Source organism: Pseudomonas sp. NPDC086112, from assembly GCF_044746425.1.
GTDB lineage: Bacteria > Pseudomonadota > Gammaproteobacteria > Pseudomonadales > Pseudomonadaceae > Aquipseudomonas.
Genome location: NZ_JBIVCD010000008.1, coordinates 1 through 25042 on the forward strand (window position 1 = coordinate 1; position 25042 = coordinate 25042).

The 25042-nt window shown below is 59.2% G+C and carries 22 protein-coding genes and 1 pseudogene; 11 read left to right on the plus strand and 12 right to left on the minus strand.

Annotated features, from left to right (window positions below; translation table 11 throughout):
- Nucleotides 1-34: 34 nt before the first annotated feature.
- The 5 genes from ACIPLA_RS08160 to ACIPLA_RS08180 all read left to right on the plus strand — a co-directional run bounded on the left by ACIPLA_RS08160 (nt 35) and on the right by ACIPLA_RS08180 (nt 5195).
- Nucleotides 35-460 (plus strand): F0F1 ATP synthase subunit epsilon, encoded by a 426-nt coding sequence (locus ACIPLA_RS08160; RefSeq protein WP_010465460.1) that lies wholly within the window; start codon nt 35-37, stop codon nt 458-460.
- A 116-nt stretch (nt 461-576) separates the two neighbouring features.
- Nucleotides 577-1944 carry a bifunctional UDP-N-acetylglucosamine diphosphorylase/glucosamine-1-phosphate N-acetyltransferase GlmU gene (gene glmU, locus ACIPLA_RS08165; protein WP_401172883.1) on the plus strand — a complete coding sequence of 456 codons (1368 nt, stop codon included), beginning with the start codon at nt 577-579 and terminating at the stop codon, nt 1942-1944.
- A 204-nt stretch (nt 1945-2148) separates the two neighbouring features.
- The gene (locus ACIPLA_RS08170; protein WP_007903040.1) at nt 2149-2925 is read left to right on the plus strand and encodes a DeoR/GlpR family DNA-binding transcription regulator; all 777 of its coding nucleotides are present in this window, start codon (nt 2149-2151) and stop codon (nt 2923-2925) included.
- 1 nt (nt 2926) lies between these two features.
- Nucleotides 2927-4759: a glutamine--fructose-6-phosphate transaminase (isomerizing) gene (glmS, locus tag ACIPLA_RS08175; RefSeq protein WP_123495602.1), complete on the plus strand. Its 1833-nt coding sequence runs from the start codon at nt 2927-2929 to the stop codon at nt 4757-4759.
- A gap of 160 nt (nt 4760-4919) precedes the next feature.
- The gene (locus ACIPLA_RS08180; RefSeq protein ID WP_123495604.1) at nt 4920-5195 is read left to right on the plus strand and encodes a hypothetical protein; all 276 of its coding nucleotides are present in this window, start codon (nt 4920-4922) and stop codon (nt 5193-5195) included.
- Nucleotides 5196-5226: 31 nt separating this feature from the next.
- On the opposite strand, the gene ACIPLA_RS08185 is transcribed toward ACIPLA_RS08180, so the two are convergent.
- The 4 genes from ACIPLA_RS08185 to ACIPLA_RS08200 form a co-directional block, all read right to left on the minus strand.
- Nucleotides 5227-6546, minus strand: a complete 1320-nt coding sequence (locus ACIPLA_RS08185; protein ID WP_401172884.1) for an outer membrane protein transport protein — start codon at nt 6544-6546, stop codon at nt 5227-5229.
- 269 nt (nt 6547-6815) lie between these two features.
- Nucleotides 6816-7682 (minus strand): SDR family NAD(P)-dependent oxidoreductase, encoded by an 867-nt coding sequence (locus ACIPLA_RS08190; RefSeq protein WP_401172885.1) that lies wholly within the window; start codon nt 7680-7682, stop codon nt 6816-6818.
- A gap of 28 nt (nt 7683-7710) precedes the next feature.
- Nucleotides 7711-8574, minus strand: a complete 864-nt coding sequence (locus tag ACIPLA_RS08195) for an SDR family NAD(P)-dependent oxidoreductase (protein WP_057396520.1) — start codon at nt 8572-8574, stop codon at nt 7711-7713.
- A gap of 4 nt (nt 8575-8578) precedes the next feature.
- Complete coding sequence (locus ACIPLA_RS08200) at nt 8579-9535, minus strand: alpha/beta hydrolase (RefSeq protein WP_401172886.1); 957 nt, start codon at nt 9533-9535, stop codon at nt 8579-8581.
- Nucleotides 9536-9632: 97 nt separating this feature from the next.
- Between ACIPLA_RS08200 and ACIPLA_RS08205 the strand changes: the two genes are divergently transcribed.
- The 6 genes and pseudogenes from ACIPLA_RS08205 to ACIPLA_RS08230 all read left to right on the plus strand — a co-directional run bounded on the left by ACIPLA_RS08205 (nt 9633) and on the right by ACIPLA_RS08230 (nt 15641).
- Nucleotides 9633-10649, plus strand: coding sequence for an AraC family transcriptional regulator (locus ACIPLA_RS08205; RefSeq protein WP_401172887.1), 1017 nt, complete (start codon nt 9633-9635; stop codon nt 10647-10649).
- Between the two features lie 514 nt (nt 10650-11163).
- Nucleotides 11164-12066 (plus strand): LysR family transcriptional regulator, encoded by a 903-nt coding sequence (locus tag ACIPLA_RS08210; RefSeq protein ID WP_401172888.1) that lies wholly within the window; start codon nt 11164-11166, stop codon nt 12064-12066.
- Nucleotides 12067-12191: 125 nt separating this feature from the next.
- A complete protein-coding gene (locus tag ACIPLA_RS08215; RefSeq protein ID WP_192345178.1) occupies nt 12192-12818 on the plus strand; it encodes a glutathione S-transferase family protein in 627 nt (208 codons plus the stop codon).
- 63 nt (nt 12819-12881) lie between these two features.
- Nucleotides 12882-13817: pseudogene (locus ACIPLA_RS08220) on the plus strand (pyridoxamine 5'-phosphate oxidase family protein); the annotation flags it as partial.
- Nucleotides 13818-14426: 609 nt separating this feature from the next.
- Nucleotides 14427-14804 (plus strand): DUF6124 family protein, encoded by a 378-nt coding sequence (locus ACIPLA_RS08225; RefSeq protein WP_401172889.1) that lies wholly within the window; start codon nt 14427-14429, stop codon nt 14802-14804.
- A 459-nt stretch (nt 14805-15263) separates the two neighbouring features.
- On the plus strand, nt 15264-15641 hold the full coding sequence (locus ACIPLA_RS08230; RefSeq protein ID WP_401172890.1) for a DUF6124 family protein: 378 nt from the start codon (nt 15264-15266) through the stop codon (nt 15639-15641).
- A 99-nt stretch (nt 15642-15740) separates the two neighbouring features.
- Here ACIPLA_RS08230 and ACIPLA_RS08235 read toward each other — a convergent pair whose 3' ends face one another.
- From ACIPLA_RS08235 to ACIPLA_RS08270, 8 genes are read right to left on the minus strand one after another with little or no spacing between them, the layout of a single operon-like run.
- Nucleotides 15741-16871 (minus strand): glycosyltransferase family 4 protein, encoded by a 1131-nt coding sequence (locus tag ACIPLA_RS08235; RefSeq protein WP_401172891.1) that lies wholly within the window; start codon nt 16869-16871, stop codon nt 15741-15743.
- Nucleotides 16872-18002: a glycosyltransferase family 4 protein gene (locus tag ACIPLA_RS08240; protein WP_401172892.1), complete on the minus strand. Its 1131-nt coding sequence runs from the start codon at nt 18000-18002 to the stop codon at nt 16872-16874.
- A complete protein-coding gene (locus tag ACIPLA_RS08245) occupies nt 17986-19353 on the minus strand; it encodes a glycosyltransferase family 4 protein (protein ID WP_401172893.1) in 1368 nt (455 codons plus the stop codon). The genes ACIPLA_RS08240 and ACIPLA_RS08245 overlap by 17 nt, the downstream gene beginning before the upstream one ends.
- Nucleotides 19350-20603 (minus strand): ABC transporter ATP-binding protein, encoded by a 1254-nt coding sequence (locus tag ACIPLA_RS08250; RefSeq protein WP_401172894.1) that lies wholly within the window; start codon nt 20601-20603, stop codon nt 19350-19352. The genes ACIPLA_RS08245 and ACIPLA_RS08250 overlap by 4 nt, the downstream gene beginning before the upstream one ends.
- Nucleotides 20603-21400, minus strand: coding sequence for an ABC transporter permease (locus ACIPLA_RS08255; RefSeq protein WP_218395690.1), 798 nt, complete (start codon nt 21398-21400; stop codon nt 20603-20605). Before ACIPLA_RS08255 ends, ACIPLA_RS08250 begins: the two co-directional genes overlap by 1 nt.
- Nucleotides 21401-22843 carry a mannose-1-phosphate guanylyltransferase/mannose-6-phosphate isomerase gene (locus tag ACIPLA_RS08260; RefSeq protein WP_401172895.1) on the minus strand — a complete coding sequence of 481 codons (1443 nt, stop codon included), beginning with the start codon at nt 22841-22843 and terminating at the stop codon, nt 21401-21403.
- A gap of 3 nt (nt 22844-22846) precedes the next feature.
- Nucleotides 22847-23818, minus strand: a complete 972-nt coding sequence (gene gmd, locus ACIPLA_RS08265; protein WP_030132531.1) for a GDP-mannose 4,6-dehydratase — start codon at nt 23816-23818, stop codon at nt 22847-22849.
- Entirely contained in the window at nt 23815-24729 is a 915-nt protein-coding gene (locus ACIPLA_RS08270) for a GDP-mannose 4,6-dehydratase (RefSeq protein WP_401172896.1), read from the minus strand. The genes gmd and ACIPLA_RS08270 overlap by 4 nt, the downstream gene beginning before the upstream one ends.
- Nucleotides 24730-25042: the final 313 nt, after the last annotated feature.

A 25042-nucleotide genomic window follows, 5' to 3' on the forward strand; every position in this document is an offset into this window, starting at 1 on the left:
CAAAACGGGCGCTAAATTAGGTTGAGGCAATCAGATGGCTATGACAGTCCATTGCGATATCGTCAGCGCGGAAGGGGAAATCTTTTCCGGCCTGGTCGAGATGGTGGTTGCGCACGGTGCACTGGGTGATCTTGGTATCGCCCTGGGTCACGCGCCGCTGATCACTAATCTCAAGCCGGGTCCTATCCGCTTGATCAAGCAGGGCGGGGAAGAGGAGGTGTATTACATCTCCGGCGGTTTCCTCGAGGTTCAGCCGAACATGGTCAAGGTTCTTGCCGACACCGTGCAACGTGCTGCCGACCTGGACGAAGCCTCCGCTCAGGAAGCCGTTAAGGCTGCCGAGAAGGCCTTGCATGAGCGAGGCGCGGAATTCGATTACGGTTCTGCTGCCGCACGTCTGGCCGAGGCTGCAGCTCAGCTGCGCACCGTCCAGCAGATCCGCAAGAAGTTCGGCCACTAATAGGCCATCGACTTATTGCGCGATTGATTAAAAAGGGTAGCCTCGGCTACCCTTTTTTCTTTTCCGACTTTCATCACCCGGTCGCAGCCGCTGACCCCCAGGATTAGTAGCCTGTCATGTCTCTTGAAATTGTTATCCTCGCTGCCGGCCAAGGCACGCGCATGCGTTCGGCCTTGCCTAAAGTCCTGCATCCTGTTGCCGGTAACTCAATGCTTGGCCATGTTATCCACACGGCCCGGCAACTAGATCCACAACGCATCCATGTGGTGATCGGACATGGTGCCGAAGCGGTGCGCGAGCGTCTGGCGGCCGATGACCTGAATTTCGTCCTGCAGGATCAACAGCTGGGTACCGGACATGCGGTGGCCCAGGCTGTGCCGTTCATCGAGTCCGATACCGTGCTGATTCTTTACGGCGACGTACCCTTGATCGAAGTCGAAACCCTGCAACGGTTGCTCAAGCTGGCTGCACCGCAGCAATTGGGCCTGTTGACTGTCGAGCTGGATGACCCTACGGGTTATGGCCGCATCGTCCGCGATGCCGCCGGCAAGGTTACCGCCATCGTCGAGCAAAAAGACGCCAACGATGCCGAACGCGCCATTACTGAAGGTAATACAGGCATCCTGGCAGTTCCTTTTGAGCGCTTGGGCGACTGGATGAGCCGGCTGTCCAACAATAATGCCCAAGGCGAGTACTACCTGACCGACGTGATCGCCATGGCGGTCAGTGATGGTCTGGTGGTGGCTACCGAACACCCCCATGACGCTATGGAAGTGCAGGGCGCCAACGATCGCAAGCAACTGGCCGAGCTTGAGCGTCACTATCAGCTGCGCGCCGCTCGTCGTTTGATGGCTCAGGGCGTGACCCTGCGCGACCCGGCACGTTTCGATGTGCGTGGTGAGGTCTCCATCGGCCGGGATGTACTGATCGACATCAACGTCATCCTCGAAGGCAAAGTAGTCATCGAGGACGACGTGGTGATTGGCCCGAACTGCGTGATCAAGGACAGCACCTTGCGCAAAGGCGTGGTGATCAAGGCCAACAGCCATATCGAAGGCGCGATGCTCGGTGAAGGCAGCGATGCCGGCCCGTTCGCTCGTTTGCGTCCCGGGACTGTATTGGAAGCTCGCGCGCATGTGGGTAACTTCGTTGAACTGAAGAACGCCCATATGGGCGAGGGCGCCAAGGCCGGTCACTTGACGTATTTGGGCGATGCCGAGATCGGTGCGCGCACCAACATTGGCGCAGGCACCATCACCTGTAACTATGACGGCGCCAACAAGTGGAAAACCGTGTTGGGCGAAGATGTATTCATCGGCTCCAACAACTCGTTGGTAGCGCCTGTGGATATCTCAGCGGGTGCGACCACGGCGGCGGGTTCGACCATTACCCAGAATGTGGATAAGGCTCAGTTGGCCGTGGGGCGGGCTCGGCAGAAGAACATCGATGGCTGGAAACGGCCGGAGAAGATCAAGAAGAGCTGAGTTATCCACAGTTCATGATGTGCTGGCCATGAGATTGCTTTCGCGGGCAAGCCTCGCTCCTACGGAATATCACCATCCGTAGGAGCGAGGCTTGCCCGCGAAGCTTTTTATCCACAGATCATTTGTATCGTGTCGCGCTTGACGAAGTTTCGCTAATAGGTTTTGATTGCTTACGTTATCTTTCGAATCGAAACTTACCAAGTCATGTCAAAGCGCAACACGCCCCAACGCCGCCATAACATCCTCGCCTTGCTCAATGAGCAGGGGGAAGTCAGTGTGGATGAGTTGGCCAAGCGCTTCGAAACTTCGGAAGTTACGATTCGCAAGGACTTGGCCGCGCTTGAAAGCAACGGTCTGTTGCTGCGTCGTTATGGCGGGGCGGTCACCATGCCTCAGGAACTGGTCGCCGATCTCGGCCAACCGGTTTCCAAATACAAACAGGCCATTGCCCGTGCCGCCGTCACGCGAATCCGCGAGCATGCGCGAATCATCATCGACAGCGGCAGCACCACCGCGGCAATGATCCCGGAACTCGGTCAGCAACCGGGTCTGGTGGTGATGACCAACTCCCTGTATGTCGCCAACGCTTTGAGCGAACTCGAGCATGAGCCGGTGCTGTTGATGACCGGCGGGACCTGGGACCCGCATTCCGAGTCCTTCCAGGGTCAGGTGGCCGAGCAAGTACTACGCTCATATGACTTTGATCAGCTATTTATCGGTGCCGATGGCATCGATCTGGTGCGCGGGACCACCACCTTCAATGAATTGCTGGGCTTGAGCCGTGTCATGGCCGAGGTTGCCCGCGAAGTGATCGTGATGGTCGAGGCCGACAAGATCGGCCGCAAAATTCCCAATCTGGAGCTGCCATGGAGCAGCGTCCATACCCTCATTACCGATGATCGTCTGCCACTTGCGGCACGCGATCAGATTCAGGCCCGCGGCATTAATTTGATTTGCGCCGCCGTCAGTCAGGAGAACTAGCATGTGTGGAATTGTCGGTGCAGTCGCAGAACGTAACGTTACCGCCATCCTGCTCGAAGGCCTCAAACGTCTGGAATACCGCGGGTATGACAGCGCCGGTGTGGCTGTGTACACCAATGATGAAAAGCTCTTGCGCACGCGTCGTCCGGGCAAGGTCAGCGAGCTGGAACAGGCGCTGATCGAAGAGCCACTGGTCGGCCGTCTGGGCATTGCCCATACCCGCTGGGCGACCCACGGCGCGCCGTGTGAACGCAATGCTCACCCGCATTTCTCAGGCGATCTGGCGGTGGTGCACAACGGCATCATCGAGAACCATGAAGCCCTGCGCGAGCAACTCAAGGCTTTGGGCCACGTGTTCACGTCGGAAACTGACACTGAAGTCATCGCGCATCTGCTGCACGAAAAACTCAAGCTGCAACCCGACCTGACAGTAGCCCTGAAAGCGACCGTCAAAGAATTGCACGGTGCTTACGGTCTGGCGGTGATCAGCGCTCTTCAACCGGATCGCCTGGTGGCGGCCCGCAGTGGCAGCCCATTGGTGATCGGTCTGGGTATGGGGGAGAATTTCCTGGCTTCCGACCAATTGGCGCTACGTCAGGTCACTGACCGTTTCATGTACCTGGAAGAAGGCGATATCGCCGAAATTCGCCGCGACAGCGTGCAGATCTGGGATATCGATGGCGCGCTCGTCCAGCGTGAAAGCGTTCAGTACCGTGACGGGGCCGAAGCGGCTGACAAGGGCGAATTCCGCCATTACATGCTCAAGGAAATTCACGAGCAACCGGTCGTAGTACAGCGCACCCTCGAAGGTCGCCTGAGCCAAAACCAAGTGCTGGTCGAGGCGTTCGGTCCCCAAGCTGCCGAGCTGTTTGCCAAGGTACGCAATGTACAGATCGTCGCCTGCGGCACCAGCTATCACGCCGGCATGGTTGCCCGTTACTGGCTCGAAGAACTGGCGGGTATCCCGTGTCAGGTCGAAGTCGCCAGCGAATTCCGCTACCGCAAAGTAGTGGTGCAGCCCGACACCCTGTTCGTGAGCATCTCCCAGTCAGGTGAAACCGCCGACACCTTGGCTGCGCTGCGCAATGCCAAGGAGCTCGGTTTCCTCGCCAGCCTGGCAATCTGCAACGTGGGCATCAGCTCTCTGGTACGTGAATCGGACCTGACGCTGCTGACCCAGGCCGGTCGCGAAATCGGCGTAGCCTCGACCAAAGCCTTCACCACTCAACTGGTTGGCCTGCTGTTGCTGACCCTGTCTCTGGGTCAGGTGCGCGGTACGTTGGCCGAAGGTGTCGAAGCCACACTGGTCGAAGAACTGCGTCGCCTGCCGACCCGTTTGGGCGAAGCCTTGGCCATGGACAGTACCGTGGAAAAAATCGCCGAGCTGTTCGCCGAGAAGAACCACACACTGTTCCTCGGTCGCGGCGCGCAATTCCCGGTGGCGATGGAAGGAGCCCTCAAGCTCAAGGAAATCTCCTACATTCACGCGGAAGCCTATCCGGCGGGCGAACTGAAACATGGCCCGTTGGCGCTTGTGGATAACGACATGCCCGTCGTCACTGTGGCGCCGAACAACGAATTGCTGGAGAAGTTGAAATCCAACCTCCAGGAAGTCCGCGCCCGTGGCGGTGAACTGATCGTCTTCGCCGACGAGCAGGCTGGCATGACCAATGGCGAAGGTACCCATGTCGTCCATATGCCGCACATCCATGACATTCTGTCGCCGATTCTCTACACCATTCCGCTGCAGCTGCTTTCGTACTATGTGGCCGTATTGAAAGGTACTGACGTTGACCAGCCGCGTAACCTGGCGAAGTCGGTGACGGTGGAATAAGTTATCCACAGGTGATCGAAACAATTGATTTTTGAGAATAAAAACTGTCGCTAGACAATAAAAACTGTCGCAGAGGGAGGGAGCCGTCCCAGCTCCCTTCATCGACACAGGCTCCCTTCCTTCTGTTGCGATGGCTGTAACCCCGCTTTGACCCTCGCCCATGCCTTTGAAAATTCAGCTCGACGAATCACTCGCCTCTTATGTGCGGCGGAACCTATTCCTCAACTGGAACGTAGATGTCGCACCAATCTTTGATCAGCTCGCGACACGTCACGTGTTGAAGAATATCGAGTTGAAAAGACTCTCAGCGGCGATGGGTTGGCAAGGATGCAACGGCTTCAATCGGCTGATTCAGCAACGCCAATTAGTTAAGCCGCAACTGCCCAGTTCACGAGGCTGCTACAGCAAAGAGTGCGTCGCGGCTGAAATTGCTTAACTGACCTTCATCGGGCTTATGAGGGTGAGGATTAGTACCGATAGGTTGCCTGCACTGAAAATATATTCGCACTGTTTTCGTAATTAGCACTGTATTCAGGTTGAAGGCCGGAGTTGTTCGGTTGGTTTACCGAGGCTTTGGATTCCCAGAGATAACCATAAGCAAAGTCTATCGTCAGATCGGGACTCGGCAAATAAGCGCCACCCAGGGTCACGACTTGGCGGTTACCAACCGGAACGCGCACGCTACGATCGGCATTGCTGATTGGCGACGGATCGTAGGCGTAGCCTGCACGCAGCAGCCATTGTTGGTTCAATTGAAAGGATGCGCCAACGGCGGTGGACCACGTGTCGTGCCAGTTCAATGGTTCGCCCACACGCTCCAGACCCGCACTCTGGCCAAGGGCGGAAACATCGCTGTTGATTGCCTCGATCTTTTTCAGTCGACTCCAACGTTTCCAGGTGGTCCCCAGGTATCCCGTCCAGCGACTATTGAAATGATGGGTGATAGAGATGTCCACGGATTCGGGCATCGTGATGTCTATCTTGTTGTCATACTTTCCGTCCAGCGGGATAACGCTCGGGGAGCCGGAAACCTCGGTATGCCCTTTGAGGTGATAGCTCACCTTCGAGTGATAGTTAATCCCCCAACTCGTTGCATCACTCAAGTCAACCAAGAGGCCGACGTTGTAGCCAATTGCCGTGTCATCGCCTTTGATGGTGACCCGTGTGTCCTGGCCGTTGTTCAGGGCGCCGGTGGCCAGGTAATTCTGAAGTTTTGCATCGAAATGGTTTATGGTCGGTCCGCCACCAATGGACACGTAATCATTAATCCGATAGGCAATGGTGGGCTGCAGGGTTACCTCCTTGGTCGAGCTATAGGAACCCTGGTAGCGGCCCTGAAAACTGCTCTCGTATTCATTGATCAGACCACTCGGAGCATAGAGACCCAGACCAATCGAAAAACGATCATCAAGCGGCGTCGACATATAGGCGAAGGGCACGACCGCCAAAGGTACCGAGTCCCCCTTATTCGTTCCTGCGACACTGCTCTGCGCATCACTAATGTCGTCGCTCCCCGAGATGATCGCGGCCCCGCCGGAAATCTCGGTACGTTTCAACTTGGTCAAGCCAGCAGGATTTCCGTAGATGGTGCTGGCGTCCAGTGCGGAAGACGACCTTCCCGCATAAGCAGTTCCCGCACTGCTGGCACTTTGTTCGTTAAGAGCAATGCCATTGGCGCCTGCAATTGTAGAGGCACTGAGCAGTGCCATGACACTGGTGTACTTAATCCACGCAGCACACTTTCGCTGAGCGGAGAGACACGGGATCGCACGGCTATTGAGTTTCATTTTCCACCTCTCGTTTATTGTTTTTGTTGATTGCACGCAGGCAAGGCTTCGCCTTCCTGTGCACTTTTGAGTGCCGGTTGGAGTTGATCGAAGTTGTGTAAAAGACCCTGACGGAACACCGCCAGGGCACGACTGCTGGACTTACAAATGCGAGTCAGGGACTCAATTAAGCCATTCGACTTGGAAGCTATAGCGCCCCAAGAGCGGCGCCAGGATTTCCTGGTTAGTTCCGGCCCGGATGCGGGCGACATGCCCACGGCCAGAAGCGGTCATTCGTTCAGGCTGCGACCCTGACCTAATGAAGCCTTGTCTTCATCGCTGAGCCTTACCGCTTCGGCGACTTTTCCAGCGTCGAAACCGATCCACTCGATAAGCCGGCGCAGCAAGCCTGGCGCTTTCGCCACCAGCACCTGGCTGCGTGGCACCGTCACCAAGTCATGCCGCTGCTCGATGCAGTCCACCAGGGCGGCCACCACCTGCTCCAACGCGACGAACTGCCAGACCCCCTGATGGTTATTCCAGACCAGGGTGGAGGACGGCCCATCAACGATCGCCTCCATCATCGGCGTTTGGAAGAAGGTCGGGTGGAACGAGCCGACACTCACGCCGTGCTGACGAAGCTCCAGGCGCAAGCTGTCACACAGGGCCCAGACTCCGGCCTTGCTGGCGGTGTAGGCCGTGTTCAACGGCGAATGAACGAAAGCCGCCATAGACGAGATGGCCAGTAGATAGCCCTGGCGTGCCTTCACATGGGGCAGTGAAGCGCGGAAGGTGCGCGCCACACCGTTGAGGTTGATATCGATGACCCGGTCAAACGTGGCGGGATCGATATACTCCAGGGCTACCACCGAGCTGACGCCAGCGCCGGCGACCACCACATCAATTCCGCCGAAATGCTGCGCGGCCTCTTTCAGCGCCGTTTCCAGACTCTCAATTGAGCGCACGTTGGCCACCCAACCGACAGCGACATTAGGCCCGCCCAGGGTGACAGCCATGGCATTCAGGCTATCCAGATCGAGATCCAGCAAGACCAGCTTCGCGCCTTTGTCGCGCAGGGCCTGCGCGGCGGCCCTGCCGAGACCACCCGTGGCACCAGTGATGGCGATGACGCGGTCGTTCAACGAGTAGCTTTTCATGGGTGAACCTTAAGCAAGTAGTGGGGCATCAACTAGGGCTCTGGGTGCGAACGGTTTCTTCTTCCAATTGGTGGAGCAACCGTTGCAGGCGGGCATCGCGTGTCAGATGCCAGTCCGTGAAAACGTTGAACAGGCCGCGCAACAGTGAGATGGGCGCCCAGCGAGCCGGTACAACGATGCGCGGCTGGCGCTTTTGTAGACCGCGCACCACGCCACGTGCCACCTGTTCCGGTGCAATCGCCCGATGCAGGAAGGCCGGCAATAGGGTCTCGTTCATCTGGGTGGCGATGGCGTTGCCACCGAAGGCGACCTTGGCGATGGCGGTCGCCGTCCAGCCGGGATAGAGCACGCTGGCGCTGGCCCCGGTTGCACTTAACTCGGCGCGCAGCGAGCGGGCCAGCGACTCCACCGCCGCCTTGCTCGCGGCATAGGGCGCGTTGGCCATGCCGTTCAAGTAGGCATAGGTCGACGACGTGACCAGCACTTGGCCCCGATTGCGCACGACCTCCGGCAGTGCGGCGCGCATCGCGTGCCACACCCCGAACAGATCCACCTCAATGATGCGACGGAACTCCGCTTCGTCGCAGGTGCGTAGGGTCGCCGGTACGCCTCGCCAGGAGATGCCGGCATTGGCGAAGGCCACATCGAGACGGCCGAAACGCTCGACTGCTTGGCGTATCACTGCCTTTGCCGCCTCGGCGTCGGTGACGTCGAACGCCAGCGGCAACACACGTTGGCTGTTGAACTCCTGGGCCAGCTTGTCCACCGCCTCCTGCGAGGTATCGGTCAGCACTAGGCTGGCGCCCTGCACATACAGTTCGCGTGCACTGGCGGCGCCGATGCCGCCAGCCGCGCCGGTGATCAGAACCACTTTGCCTTGAAGGTCGTACATATTCTTATCTCTTCGTTGGCGTGCTTGGCACGTTGCGCTTGAGGAAGTCGAGTTGATCACCCACCACCTGCTCGAAGGCTTCGCCCACATAAATATCGAAATGCCCATGGGCATAGCGATGGATCTCATGACGTGGCGCGCGCCGGGCGTGACGCAGCGTCTGCTTCGCCGGTGCCACGCTGTCGGGATCGCACACGCAAAACAGCACGGGGGCCTGGATACGAGGTGTACTGCGCCCGGGGTAGTAGCGAATGATGTCCAGGGCAAAGCGCGCGGCGGCCTCTTTGCGGATACGCGCACCTGACGGGATCAGCCCGTTATAGCCACTCCAGGCATCCGGCGAAGTCATGAATGCCGTATCGCCAGGTTGACCGGCGAGCGGAACCAGAATGGGTTTGGCGCCGAACCACGAGCCGATACGGTCGGCCAGGGCCAGCAAGGTGAGGCGAAGTGACACCAGGAGTTCGGTGGCAAGACTGGAGCTCAGGCCGTCGGTGAAGGGACATTGGGAAATGACAGCGGCCACCCTGGCATCGTCGGCGGCGGTGGCCAGCACATGCCCGCCACCGAACGAGGTGCCCCAGATAACGACACGCTGCGGGTCCACATCCGCGAGGCGGCGGGCGTGATCTATCGCGGCTTTCCAGTCTTCGAGCTGGCGGTTGATATCCAGCAGTTGGCGAGGCTCGCCCTCGCTGTCGCCGAAGTGGCGATAGTCGAATACCAGGCAAGCGTAGCCGGCGGCGGCGAAGCGGGCGGCAAAGGCCGGCAAGCGCATCTTGCGCGTCCCGCCAAGCCCATGCGCCATCACCACCACCGGGAAAGGTCCTGCACCCAGTGGGCGGTAAAAGTCGGCAACGCAACGCGAGCCGTTGGAGAAGAACTGGATTGTCGCTGGTGCCAGAAGATCGGTGATCGTGTTCATGAACGGCATCTGCTGGAATGGCTGGAGTGCCGTCATTCTCGGCCGCTGCCGTTAGGAAGGCTTGACGGTATCCGACGACTTGCTTGACACTTTGCGTCAAACAACAAAAGGCCAACCCACCCAAAGAGGCCCGATGAGCCAGCCTTTGTATAGGCGCGTGGTGCCCGAGACCTACGTGCAACTGCTCTATGAATACCTGGAGGCGCTCGGTCATGAGCCCGAGTCGGTGCTTGGCCAGCCCTGGCCCACACCTGCCCAGGAGGGTGTCGGCGGCGTTGACGTGGGATGCTGGGATCGCCTGCTGGTGACGGCGGCGCAGGCACTGGACGACCCGCTGCTGGGCCTACACGTCGGTCAAACCATCAGCGCCCGGCATATCGGTGTGCTCGGCTCGGTGCTGCTGGCCTGCGGTAATCTCGGTACGGCTCTGCAACGCCTGGAGCGCTACATTCGCCTGGTGTACGACGTCATTCCCATGACTCGCCGCGACGGCGACGGCTGGTTCGAACTGGTCTGGGATGTCAGCCAGTACCAGCCCGGACCCTTGGTGAATGAAACCGGTATGGTTGCCATAGTGCAGTTCTGCCGTGCCCTAGTGCGCGGCACGGCCAACCCGTTGCGAATCGATTTCAATCATCCCAGCCCCCTCGACACCAGCCCGTACGAAGCCTTCTTCGGCTGCCCGGTACGCTTCGGTCAGGCCGAGGCGGTCCTGCGTTTCTCCGCGCAACTGCTCGAACTGCCCTTTAAGAGCCCCGACCCGGCGCTGGTCTCCCTGTTGGAACAACATGCGGATCGCCTGCTGGCCCAGTTGCCACAGCAGGATGAATTCGTGGAACAGCTGCGCAAGACCATCACCCATGCCTTGCGCGAAGGTGAGCCGAGCATAGAGCGGATAAGCCCCCAACTGGGCACCTCGTCACGCACGCTACAGCGCCGTCTACAAGAGGCCGGCACCAGCTTTCGCTATGAGCTGAACTTGGTCCGCCACGAACTAGCGTTGTCGTACCTGCGCGATCCACGCCTGCAAATCGTGGATATCGCCATGCTGCTGGGCTATTCGGAGCACAGCGCCTTCACTCGCGCCTTCAAGGAGTGGAGTGGAAGGTCGCCCCATGAGGCGAGGCAACTCAACTCGGAGAGTTACTGAGCGGGGAGTCCATGGAATTAGGGAAGGCTTCGGGAGCAGGCTCAGTCTCTGTTCGGCCTCGGGACATCAGGCCCTTTTTGAGTGGTCCATTGAGTGGCCGCTGAGCGTTTCGTTATCAGGGCTTGAATCTGCGCTAGCGTGTTGCGAAGACACGTTGGCGGCCCCCGAAGACTCGATGCAACCATCAGAGATATGAGGTCCAGTAGAGGTCGATTTCTTCGACAGTGAGAGCCCGGGCTGCTGGGTTCATCCCGAATAGCGGGCAGGACATCCACTCTTGGAATCTCAGAAGTGGCTGTAAGGCCCGCCGTTCCTGGGCTAGACAGTTTTTATTCTCTAGCGTATTTGTCCGAGTCACGGTTTTTGGGGCTCGCGACAGTTTTGCATTTCCTCCGAATCGGGCTGAAGGCCACGGAAACTGGGCGTCTTTTGCGACAGTTTTAATTCTCTAAATCCACAATAAAAATCGCAGCCTACGGTTGCGATTTTTTTATCTGAATAAAGGACATGCCCGATGGACCGCTTCCAGGAAATGCAAGTCTTCGCCACCGTCGCCCAGGAACAAGGCTTCTCGGCGGCGGCGCGGCGTTTGGGGATGTCGGCGGCCAGTGTCACCCGCGCCGTGGCGGCGCTGGAAAAACGCATTGGCACCCAATTGCTGACACGTACCACCCGCAGCGTGCATTTGAGCGAGGCGGGTCAGCGTTATCTGGAGGATTGTCGGAGAATTCTCACCGAGGTGCAGGAAGCGGAGGATTCGGCGGCCGGGAGCCACGCCCAACCCCGTGGGCAACTGACGATCACGGCGCCGGTGTTGTTCGGTGATTTGTTCGTTACGCCGGTCATGGTCGGTTACTTGTCTCAATTTCCTGAAGTCAGCATCAACGCTCTACTGGTCGACCGGGTGGTGAGCATGGTCGAGGAGGGCATCGATGTGGCTGTGCGCATCGGTGAGTTGCCTGACAGCAATCAACATGCAATTCGCGTGGGCGAAGTGCGGCGGGTGATCTGCGCGTCCCCTGGATTCCTGACTGACCATGGTCGGCCCCGGCATCCTGCAGATTTAAGCGCAGGCCCGATCATCGCTACGTCGTCCATCGGTCAGCACAGAAGCTGGCCGTTCCTTGATGCGGGAGAGCCGATCAGCATTCGTCTGGAGCCGCGTCTTGTGGTCACCGCTAATCAGGCGGCTATCACGGCCGCTGCGATGGGGCTGGGACTGACTCGAGTGCTGTCGTATCAAGTGGCGAGCAAAGTCGCGGCCGGTGAGCTGGAAATCGTTCTGGCTGACTTCGAACTGCCGCCATTGCCCATTCATGTGGTCTACCAGGGTGGGCGCAAAGCCCCGGTGCGGGTCCGTAGTTTTGTGGACTTCGTGGTGAACGTACTGCGCGAACACCCGGCCCTGCTTGGTTAGTTATTGCACTGGCTGAAATAATGGATTGCGTTTGCTGGTTATTCTGTTGTTTTGGTTGCGGATGGAAGATGGCCCCTATCGGCGCTGATCTTCCTGGACGGCGCCACCACCCAGCGGAGTCGACCATGCAAGCGATCAAACTCTACAACTTCCCCCGCTCTGGCCACGCTCACCGTGTGGAGCTGATGCTGTCTTTGTTGCAACTGCCGACCGAGCTGATCTTCGTCGATTTGGCCAAGGGCGCCCACAAGCAAGCGGATTTTCTGGCGCTCAACCCGTTTGGGCAGGTGCCGGTGATTGATGATCAAGGCGTGGTGCTGGCCGATTCCAACGCGATCCTGGTCTACCTTGCGCTGAAATACGGCAACGGTCGCTGGCTGCCAACCGACCCGGTCGGTGCGGCCAAGGTTCAGCGCTGGTTGTCGGTCGCCGCCGGGCCGATTGCCTTCGGCCCGGGCAGGGCAAGGCTGATCACCGTATTTGGTGCGCCTTACAACGCGCAAGAGGTGATCGCTTACGCCCACAGCTGGCTCAAAGTGATCGATCAGGAACTGGGCGCAACGCCCTATCTGGCCGGTGGCGAGCCGACCATCGCCGACATCGCCGCGTACAGCTACATCGCCCATGCCCCGGAAGGCAATGTGTCGCTGGATGACTACCCCAACATTCGGGCCTGGCTGACACGGGTTGAAGCCTTGCCAGGGTTTGTCGGCATGCCACGCACCGTCGCCGGTTTGCAAACAACCGCTTGATGCTCACGGCCCGATTCAGTCGGGCTGTTCTTGATGCGCGATGAGCGCAGGGGAGAAGCCGTTATGGAACGTTCACCTTGGCACGCAGGCGAGAAACAGTTGCAGGCTCGTGTAGGTGTCGCCGAGCGAATGGACGAATTAGGTCGTAGGGTGATTCGCAGCGAGATGCCGGATCAGCACCGCACCTTCTATCAGCAATTGCCGTTCATGCTGTACGGCGCGGTGGATGCTGATGGCAACCCTTGGGCCAGCATTCTGGAAGGGGCGCCGGGTTTTGCCCATTCTCCAGAGCCTGCGCTGTTGCAGTTCGCCAGCCTGCCTGGCCACGACGACCCCGCGCAATTGCAAGAGGGAGCGGCGATCGGTCTGCTCGGTATTGAGCTGCACACGCGACGTCGCAACCGTCTCAATGGCCGAGTTGGCGCTGTGACAGCGAGCGGCTTCGAGGTGACGGTGCAGCAATCTTTCGGCAATTGCCCGAAATACATTCAATTGCGCCAATTTCGCTCGGTGCCCTTGGCGGATCCGGCGACCCGTGTCGCGCAGCACCTCAACGGGCTGGATGACGGGGCCAAAGCCATGATTGCCGGCGCCGATACCTTCTTTGTCGCCAGTTATGTGGACGTCGATGGCCAACGCTCGGTGGACGTTTCTCACCGGGGTGGCCAGGCCGGTTTCGTCCAGGTAGAAGGCAATCGCCTGACCATCCCGGACTTCGCCGGCAACCTTTTCTTCAATACGTTGGGCAATCTGCTAATCAATCCTCGAGCCGGTTTGCTGTTTATCGATTTCGATTCGGGTGACTTGCTGCACCTCAGCGGTCGCACGCAAATCATCCTCGAAGGCCCGCAAGTCGAAGCCTTTCAAGGGGCCGAGCGGTTGTGGACATTCGAGGTGGAGCGCGTGGTGCGACGGCCCGCAGCGCTGGCCTTGCGCTGGCGCTTTGACGGCGTGTCACCCACCAGTTTGCTGACCGGGACTTGGGCGCAGGCGAATGCATCCGCAAAACCTGGTTGATCAGCGGTCAGTGAGTTATCCACAGCCGCCGCCGACGGCAGGACCGGATAACGGACAGGTGCTGATTTTTTGCGCGATTCCGGCTCAGGGTTTGCGGCGTTGGTGTTGGATCTGTAACTGAACCAGACAACGGAGAAAATCCCCTGTGGGAGCGGGCTTGCTCGCGAAAGCAGTGCGTCAGACAACTTCCATGTTGAATGTTAAACAGCCTTCGCGAGCAAGCCCGCTCCCACATTTGATCTCGGCTGGCCTGAAAACAATTGCGAATATCCTACAGATTTGGCTGTTCTGAAGGACGATTCCGACAAGTTCTAGCGGTTGTCGTGTCAGAAGTCGGGGGGATAGGCTTTGGGGGTCGCTGCACATCAGCGATCGGGCGTCGCAGTCCGTTCAGTTCATTTGGTGCATAATCGCCGGCCCAAACCACAGCGCTTCGGTGCTAGTCGTTTGCTTAATGGCGGCTGTGCGCGGGATACCTTCGGGTATGCCGAGTTTCCGAATGGCTCGGTCTGCGACCCCGCGTACAGCTGCCTCCTTCAAATCGCGTCGCAGCGATCGGTGGCGGTAGAACCTTTCATTCGGAGTGTCACCATGTTCAAAGCAACACCGAATCCCCCTGAAACCGACGACGTTTCCCCCTACGAATCCCTCGATTCAAAAAAACTCCACGAAGCCGCTAACCGCGCGCTCGATCACTACCTCAACCCCTCAGCCCTCAAATCCCCCATGGCCCGCAAGCCGAGCACGATGTACATGGTCGCGCCTGATATCAAAGACGAAGACCTGTTGGCCCACACCTGTGAATCGTTGGCCCAGGCCAGTGTGATGGCGAGTGATTTTGCGGGGTATCTGGAAGGGCCGCACCGGCATACGGCGATGGCGATTCAACAGATCGTCATGCTGGCAGAACTGGCGGTGAACCGGATGCTGGATAACGTTGCCGTACCAAAACCTGCGCCACACAGCTGATCCCCTGTAGAAGCGAACTGTGGCGAGGGAGCTTGCTCCCGCTTGAGTGCGCAGCACTCACAAGATCTTTGGTATATCAGAAATTTTGGGGCCGCTACGCAGCCCAGCGCGAGCAAGCTCGCTCGCCACAAAAGCCCGGGACCCGGTCGGTGAGTTATCCACAGATCGCAGGCAGTCCTACAATCGATGATTTTGGGGGGATGTTTCCGACAAGTTTTGACGGTTGTCGGTCGGAAATGGGGTGGATAGGCTTTGGGGGTCGCTGCAAATTCAGTGATCGGGTTTGGTCGCCCAGGTTTAGAATGGCGCACTTTTATGCTTGCTTCATGGCGAGCTGTGCGTGGGAGGGCTTAGGCCCTGCCGGGTTCCATTCCCTGGTCGACCAACCCGCGTACGGTTCGCCACCCTTCTGCTTGGTCGCAGTGTTGGCGAACTCCAGTCCTCGAATGGAGTTTCACCATGTTCAAAGCAACACCGAATCCCCCTGAAACCGACGACGTTTCTCCCTACGAATCTGCTGATTCAAAAAGACTCCACGACGCCGCTTACCGCGCGCTCGATCACTACCTCAACCCCTCAGCCCTCAAATCCCCCGCGGCCCGCAAGCCGAGCACGATGTTTATCGTTGCGCCGGATATCAAAGACGAAGACCTGTTGGCCCACACCTGTGAATCGTTGGCCCAGGCCAGTGTGATGGCGGGTGATTTTGCAGGGTATCTGGAAGGGCCGCATCGGAACACGGCCATGGCGATTCAGCAAATCGTCATGCTGGCCGAGCTGGCGGTGAACCGGATGCTGGATAACCTCAACGTGCCAAAACCCGCATCACACAGCTGACCCCTGTAGGAGCGAGGCTTGCCCGCGAAGGCGTTGTGACATTCACCATTGATGTTGCCTGACACACCGCTTTCGCGAGCAAGCCCGCTCCCACATGAGTTATGCGTAGGACAGGGATTTTTCTTCCAGCAGTTCTTCGTACAACGTCGTCCACTTGCGACCCATTTCTTCCGCCGTGAACAACTGCCGATAACGCGCCTCTGCCTTCACGCCCATTTCGGCTGCAAGCGTCGGGTTTTCCCAGAGTGTGCGCATGGCTTCACGGAACGCTTGTGGATGACTCGGCGGCACCACCAGCCCGGTTTCGTTGTGGATGTTGATGTAGCTGGTGCCGGTGCCGATTTCGCTGGAGATCATCGGTTTGCCGTACATCGCGCCTTCGAGCAGCGAGATGCCGAACGCTTCGGAGCGCAGGTGCGACGGAAATACGATGGCGTAACTCAGTTGCAGCAGCGCGACTTTGTCTTCGTCGCCAAGACGCCCCAGAAAGTGAATATTGCGCAAACCCAACGCTGTGGCCTGGGCGTGCAGTTTGGCTTCCAGCGGCCCGGCGCCAACAATCACCACCGGGTAATCCACGTCTTTCAAGGCGTCGAGCAGAATGTGCAGGCCTTTGTAATAGCGCATCACGCCCACAAACAGGAAAAACTTATCCCCAAGCTTTTGCCGCCAATGGTCCATGCGTTCGTTATCGGCCTGTGGATAACCGGCCTTGTTCAAGCCATAGGGGATGACGCGGGTCTTGTCCTGAAACTGCTGCAACACTTCACTGGTGTGCAGATAGTTGGGGGAGGCGGCGACGATCCGGTCAGCGCTGGCGAGGAAGCGGTTCATCAGTGGCCGGTAAAGTTTGAGCAGGTGTTTCTGGCGAATGATGTCCGAGTGGTAGGTCACTACGCTGGGTTTGTTCATGGCGCTGAAGAAATGCACCAGGTCCATGAACGGCCACGGGAAGTGGTAATTGACCACGTCCGCCTCAGCGGCCATTTCGCGAAATTGTTTGAAGACGCTGTAAGAAAAGCCTGTGGAAGCGAACTGAATGTCGAGTTTGGCCCGATGGACTTCGTGCTGCCCGAGTTGCACCACCGGTGGTGTCGGATCGGCACTGAGGGTCAACACCTGGCTTTCAATGCCATGCTGGGCGCCGCTTTCACATAACTGGAAGATGACTTGTTCGATCCCGCCGACCGAGTCAGGCAGGTACGTCTTGAAAAAATGAAGAACTCGCATTCAACCTCCCATAGCCTGGCGGTAGGCGCGGGCGGTGATCTTCGCGCAGCGCTCCCAGGAAAATAGCCTTGCCTGCTGCAATCCGGCGTTCGAGCATGCCTGCCAATGTGTTTGATCGTCGATCAGACGGCGCATGGCATCGCGCAAGCCGTCTGGATCGTCAGGTTCAATATAGTTGCCCGCGACGCCTGCGACTTCGGGCATGGCCGAACGTCGGGTCAGGATGACCGGCGTGCCGCTGGCCATGGCCTCCAGCACCGGTAGGCCGAAGCCTTCATAGCGTGACGGGAAAATCAGCGCCCGGGCGCCTGCCAACAGCTGCGCGACCTGCTCGTCGGGCAGATAACCGAGCAAACATACATGACCAGTGGCCAATGCCCGGCGCAGCTCATCGCTGAATTGTTCGCGCTGCCAGCCGGCCATGCCCACGATCAACAACGGAAAGCGCTGACGCAATGCTTCCGGAAGTTGGGCGTGGGCGCGCAGGGCGAGGGTCAGGTTTTTGCGTGGTTCCAGCGTGCCGACGCAGAGAAAATAATCCCGCATCTCGACCCCGTGGGCCTTGAGCATCGCATCGATGGCCTCGGGCTCGCGTGGGTGGAAACGTGCAGCCACGCCCAGCGGGGCAACTACAAAACGCTCGGCCGGCAATGCGAACCAGGCTTGAGCCTCGTCGGCAATGTACTGCGAGTCGGTGAGAATCAGCTGCGCCCGTTGCACGCCATCGGCCAGTCGCCGCTCGATTTCTCGCAGGCGCGCCGGTGGTTGCGTCTCGGGATAGTGCAGGTGTGTCAGGTCATGCAGGGTGATGACCGTCGGGCCGTCGAACGACAACGGCCACAGACTGGGTTCGTGATAAAGGTCGATCGCCTGCGCGCGGCCTTGATCAAAGCGTTTCTGCGCCAGCCAGCGTCGAGCCTGATACGCCCCCGGTATCTGCCGCAGCAACGGCGTCAGTCGCGAGTAGCCCGGCATGGCAGCATCGGGTAGCGAAGAACTCCAGCCCCAGCCATGGAACAGCGACAACTCGACATCGGGCTCACCGGCCAGGGCATTCACCAGTTCGGCGACGTAATGTCCTATGCCGGTGCGCGGGGCCTGGAGGATTCGGGCGTTAAGGGCAATTCGCATGTTGCCTCTCTTGCACGACGGGTGTTTCCACAAGGTTGCGCAGGGTTCGTTCGGCCAGTTGCGCACTGGCTTCACGCCAGCCAATCCAGCGCCAGTCCGCTACATCGCGGGCGGTCGGGAATTGTTTGCTGCTCTCGAATCGGGCAACCAGATCGGCCAGGTTTTGTGGTTCGGCCAGATCGAAGTACGCCATGAACTCGCCGCCTATTTCGCGGAAGACCGGGATGTCACTGCCCATGGCCGGCAAACCGCGCTGCATGGCTTCCACCAATGGCAGGCCGAAGCCTTCGACGTAGGACGGAAACACCAGCGCACTGGCGTGGGAATAGGCATGTTCGAGGCTGGTGTCGCTCAGGTCGTTAAACATGAACAGTCGTGTGTTCAACTGCGGGTGATTGCGCACCCGGGCGAGCAGGGCATCGCATTTCCAGCCAATGCGCCCGGCGATGCACAGACGGGCAGTGGAGCCTGCGGCCCAGGCGAGTTCGAAGGCGTCCAGCAAGTAGTCGTGGTTCTTGCGCGGCTCGATGGTGCTGACCATCAGGAACACCGGTTCGGGGGTATCGAACAGCCGGGTCAGGCGTGTTTCGACAGCGGCGGTTTCTTCGCGCAGGTCCAGCTCCGAGCCCAGGTGAAAGTAGTCGAACCACAAGGTATCGGCTTTGGCAGGACCGACACGACGATGCAATTCATCGCGCACCTGATCGCGCACCGTGGCGGAAATCGCCACGTAGCCGTCGGCGGTTTTGGCGATCCAGTCGAACCACTCGTTGAAAATCCGCACCAGTCGCATGTCGTAGAACTGCGGGTGGGTCAGGGGAATCAGGTCGTAGATCACCGAGACAATGCCCACGCCTTCGCGTTTGAGTTGTTCGGCCAACGGGAAGAAATCGGCGTGCCAGGACGAATCCAGCAACACGAGTTGATCACCCGGTTGATGCTGCAGCGGCGAGCAACGTTTGGGCAGTTGATATTGATTGATCTGATCAATCAGGCGCAGCGGTACGCTGAAACCCGCCAGCGCCGTGAGGCGGTAAGCCGCGTACAGCGCGCGCCGGGTCCATCGCGAGGTGCAGCGTTTGTCGAGGCGCTGGTGCAGTTGCCAGAAACGATGGGCCAATCGCTCCAGGCGCCCACCGAACTCCATCAGCCCATTGAAAAGCGGTGTGTCCAAAGGGGCCAGACTCAACACCCGGTAGAGCTTGCCCTTGAGCATCACCACCGGGATGCATTCAACGCCATCGACGCGTTCAGGCAACTGATTGATGACGTTGCGCACCACCCGCTGAATGCCCGAATTGATCTTGGGGTGCTGGAACACGTACGTGCACTCCACCAGTAGACGGGTCATGGCGTGCGCTCCGAAACAATCGATTCGGCCGCGCGAGTGATGGTGGTTTTCGCCCCCAGCCACGAACAGCCGACGAAGTCTTCGTGTCGGTTGTTGATCACATGGAACACCAGGCCGTAGTCGCGCCACTCGAAATTGCGGTCCAGGTGCGAGTCCAGTCGCGACAGGCTCAGGGCCACGGAATAGTTGCCCTTGCCCAGGCCCATGACGAAGGCAAAGCGGTAGGTCAGCCGCTCGCCGGCCTGCAGATCGGTGAGGGCGAGGTCCTGACGATGGGTATTGATGCCGTACATGGCCTGGCCCAGGCGATCCTTGATCATGAAACCCAGCACCAGGCGTTCGATGTCCTGGCGCACTTCGACTTGCACCTCAAGCACTACCGGCTGGCCGACTTCGGCGGCATCGATGGCACGTTCGCGCTCATCGAGCATGCGCACGCTGAGGATCCCGGCTTCACCGGTGCCGGAAACGGTTTGCACCTGGCCGTCCGCGAGCATTTCCTGACGCACCGTCTGGCCTTCGCGCTCGGCGAGCAGGGCGTTGTAGTAGTCCATGACGGCTTCGGGCTTGCCATGCATGGCCATGCGGCCGTTCTCCAGGAGAATCGCCGAGTCGCAGATCGATTGAATCGCCGAGCGGTCGTGGGACACGATCAGTAATGTGGTGCCGGCCCTGCGAAAGCTGCGGATGCGTTCGAAGCTTTTGTGCTGGAAGTAGGCGTCGCCCACCGACAACGCTTCGTCGACAATCAGGATATCCGGGCGCCGCGCGGTGGCCACGCTGAACGCCAGGCGCATCTGCATGCCGCTGGAATAGGTGCGCACCGGGTGGTCGATGGCTTCGCCGATCTCCGCGAAATGTTCGATCTGTGGCATCAGGGCTTCGATTTCTTCGACCTGCATGCCCAGCAGTTGCCCGGCCATGATCGCGTTCTGTCGACCAGTGAACTCCGGGTGAAACCCCATGCCCAGTTCCAGCAGGGCGGCGACGCGGCCTTCGAGCTGGATCTGCCCACAGGTGGGTTGGGTGGTGCCGGTGATCATCTTCAGCAAGGTACTTTTGCCGGCACCGTTGACCCCGACGATGCCCACCGCTTCACCGGGAGCGATTTCGAATGCCACGTCTTGCAGCACCCAGTGCTGGCGATGGCGGATCGGCGAAAACGGGATCAGCCACTCAGCCAGTCGGCTCCAGCGCGTGGGGTATTGCTTGTAGGCCTTGCCCAGGCCCGTCACGCGTATATGTCCCATCAGAGTTCATCCACCATTTCGCCGACCCGCTGACGAAACAGTCGCAGCCCGATCACGCAGAACAACATACCGATCACGAAAATTGGCAGCAGCGAACTCCAGACCGGCCATTGGCCGTAGAGGAACAGGTTCTGGTAGCTGCCGATCAGGTTGGTCATGGGGTTGAGTTGCAACAGCCGCTGGACCCACTCGGGCAGGATGCTCAGCGGGTACACGATCGGGGTCAGCCAGAACCAGAATTGCAGGCAGATGCCGAAGAATTGCCCGACGTCGCGAAAGAACACGTTCAGCACACCGAGGATCATCCCCAGCCCGGCGCAGAACATGACTTGCAGCGCGATCAGCGGCAGCAACGCCAGCAGGGCCATGCCCGGCAAGCGCCCGGTGATCAGCAGAAAGCCCAGGAACAGCCCGATGATGATCGCGAAGTTGATGCCGGCATTGAACAGCACGATCACCGGCAGACAGATTCTCGGGAAGCTGATTTTCTTCAGCAGGTTGGCGTTTTCCAGAAACATGTTCTGGCTGCGCAGGGTGATTTCCGAGAACAGACCCCAGGTCAGCAACCCGGCGCAGAGGTAGATGCTGTAGGCCATGCCGTCATCCACACCCGGCAAGCGTGCGCGCATGACGTGGGAAAAAATTACCGTGTAGACGACGATCATCGACAGCGGGTTGAGCACGGTCCACAGGGCACCGAACAGCGAATTGCGATAACGCGCTTGAAACTCTCGCTTGACGCTACCGAGGATGAAACCTCGATAGCTCCACAGCGAGCGATACAGGGAAAGCAGCATTCAAACCGTCCTGCCGTATTGGTCTTCGAAGCGAACGATATCGTCCTCCCCCAGGTATTCACCGCTTTGCACTTCGATGATGACCAGGTCGATCACGCCGGGGTTTTCCAGACGGTGCCTGTGCCCGGCGGCAATGAATGTCGATTCGTTCTTGGCCACCAGGTGCGAACCGGAACCGTTGTTGGTGACCTTGGCCATGCCTTCGACCACCACCCAGTGTTCGTTGCGGTGGTGGTGCATCTGCAACGACAACTTGGCGCCGGGTTTGACCACGATACGTTTGATCTTGAAGCGCGGACCTTCTTCGAGCACGGTGTAGGTGCCCCACGGTCGGCTGACTGTGCGGTGCAGGCGATAGGCTTCGTGTTTTTTGTCCTTGAGCTGCCGGGCTACCCGGCGCACATCCTGGGCGCGGTCGGCGTGGGCCACCAGCACTGCATCGGCGGTGTCGATGATGATCAGGTTATCCACACCCACGGCGGCGACCAACCGGTCTTCGCTCTGGATGAAGTTGTTGTGGCTGTCGATGAAGATCGCATCGCCACTGGCGCGATTATTCTGCGCATCGGCTGGCACCAATGCCGCCACGGCGCCCCAGGAACCGATGTCGCTCCAATCGAAAGAGGCTGGCACCACGACCACTTTGTCGGAGCGCTCCATCAAGGCGTAGTCGATGGAGATGTCGGTGATGTCGGCGAAGTGCGTTGGCGACAGTTCCTGTTGCAGGCAACCGCCGGTTTCCACCGGCGCACTGGCTGCCATGCAGGCCCGAGCTTGTTCAAGTAGTGCGGGGGCGTGAAGGTGCAGCTCGGCCAGCAGCGTGGCGATCGAGAAGCAGAACATCCCCGAATTCCACAGGAAGTTACCGCTCTCCAGATAATGCGTGGCGGTTTGCAGGTCGGGTTTCTCGACGAAGCGTTGCACCTTGGCGGCGCCTTTGTCGTCCAGCGGGGCACCGGTTTCGATGTAGCCGAAGCCGGTTTCCGGGGCTGTCGGCACGACGCCGAACGTCACCAGATGACCAGCCTTGGCCAGCGCCACAGCGTGCTCGACCGCGCTTTTCAAGGCGTCTTCGTTGAGAATCAGATGGTCGGCGGGCATCACCACCATGATCGCTTCGTCGCCGTGCAGGGCTTGTAGCGAAAGGGCGGCCGCCGCGATGGCCGGGGCTGTGTTGCGGCCCGTCGGCTCGAGCAGAAAATGCCCGCGATGGCGCTCCAGGCGCGCCTCCTGATAGTGATCCTTGCTCTGGAAGTAATAGTCGCGGTTGGTCACCGTGACGATATCGCCCCAGCCATCGAGCAAACCGGCCGCACGCCGATAGGTCTTGCTCAGCAGCGACTGACCGTCGGGCAGGGTCATGAACGGCTTGGGATGGCCTTCGCGGGACACCGGCCACAACCGGGTGCCGGCACCGCCGGAGAGAATCACGGGAATCAGCATGGCCTACTCCTTGGCAACGCGTTTCATGTCCGCATCCATCATCATGCGGATCAAGGTGTCCAGATCGGTTTTTGGCTTCCAGCCCAGTACGCGCTGGGCCTTGGCCGGGTTGCCAAGCAGCACTTCTACCTCGGCCGGGCGGAAAAATGCCGGGTCGATCTTCACGTAGTCGCGGTAGTTGAGGCCAATGTGATCAAAGGCGATGCGGCACATTTCGCGCACGGTGGTGGTCACCCCGGTGGCGACCACATAATCGTCAGGCTTGTCCTGTTGCAGCATCAGCCACATGGCTTCGACGTAGTCGCCGGCAAATCCCCAATCGCGTTTTGCATCGATGTTGCCCAGGCGCAGTTCCTGCTGTTTGCCCTGTTTGATGCGGGCGGCGGCGTCGGTGACTTTACGGGTCACGAACTCGATGCCGCGTAGCGGTGATTCGTGGTTGAACAGGATCCCGCTGCTGGCGTGCAGGTTGAAGCTTTCGCGATAGTTCACCGTGATCCAGTGGCCATAGAGTTTGGCCACGCCGTAAGGGCTGCGCGGATAAAACGGTGTGTTTTCGTCCTGCTGCTCGGCCTGAATCAAGCCGAACATTTCGCTGGTGGACGCTTGATAGAAACGGGTGTGCGGACTGAACTGACGGATCGCTTCGAGCAGGTGAGTCACACCCAGGCCATCGACGATGCCGGTGGTCACTGGTTGATCCCAGGAGGCGGCGACAAAGCTTTGCGCGGCCAGGTTATAGACCTCGTCCGGCGCTGACTTGATCACCGCACGCTGCACCGAGCAGGCATCGGCCATGTCGCCATCCAGATAGACGATATCGCCCTCGATCCCCGTCTCGCGCAGTCGCCAACGTGAATCGCTGCTGCGCCGCGCCACCAGGCCATGGACTTTATAACCTTTGTCGAGCAGCAACTTGGCCAGATAGGCGCCGTCCTGACCGGTGATCCCTGTGATCAAAGCACTTTTTGTCATTCTTGTCGTACTCGCTTCTCCCAGTCGGACAGGATCGCCCGCAAGGATTGTTGTGTTGTGATTTCAGGCGTCCATCCTGTGGTCTGGGCAAGCTTGGCATGGCTGCCACAAACGCGACGCTGATCCGCGCGGCGAAGACGCGCCGGATCCTGAATCAGTTGCATATCGACCTGGGCGAGATCCCCCAGCTGTTCGATCAAACTGCGAATGCTCTGCTCGCGCCCCGAGCAAATGTTGTAGACCTGTCCCGACGTGCCTTTTTCCAGCAAGGCGAAGTAGGCCGACACCACATCGCCCACATCGAGGAAATCGCGAGTGACGTCGATGTCACCGACTTCCAGTTGCGGCGTTTGCAGGCCTTGCTTGATTCGACTGATCTGCCGCGCCGCGCTGGCGATGACGAAGCTGTCCTTCTGCCCGGTGCCGATGTGGTTGAACGGGCGAGCGACCAGCACCGGCCAGCCTTCGCTCAGGCCCCATTGCAGGCTCAGGAACTCCGCCGACAGTTTGCTAACGGCATAAGGATTGCGCGGGCAGGGTGGCTGGCGTTCGGTGATGGGCAGATCGGCTTCGTGGACCTGGCCATAGACGTCACCGGAGCTGACGTACAGGAACGTACCGGCGAAGCCACGGGCTTTGAGGGCTTGAAGCAGGTTAAGGGTGCCCAGCAGATTGATATTCAGCGTACGTGCCGGATCACGAAAGGCTTCGGGAACGAAGGTCTGGCCGGCCAGATGAATGACCGCGTCGGGCATCTCCGGCCACAGGCCTTCAAGGCTTTCTGGCTGTACGAGATCGTAACGGGAAGGGGCAGGCAGCAGTTCCCATTCCGAGGCATCAGCCTTCAGACGAGATTGGATGTGTTGTCCTACGAATCCACTCAGACCCGTTACGAACAGACGCTTTTTCAAGCCGCGGTCCCCTCAATTCTGAACTTCTGCCATTTCCCGCAGGCTTTAGGGAAAGTCTGTCAGACCGAAGAAAAATCTTCGTAGGAAAACTGGAGAAGTCGTTGTTGTAGTTGTTTGGTAGCCAATCTGTGCCAATTGCGCAGCAATTTCAATAAGTCCCACCGTGACCGGTCAGTTCTCGTTTTCGCAGGTCTATTTATTCTCGCCGAGCGGTTCACGAACCCTTAACGGATGTGTTTAGAATGCCCCTCGTCACGATCGCCCAGGGTTCGGCAGGGTTATTTTGAAACTCCGCGAAACTGACCACTAAAAC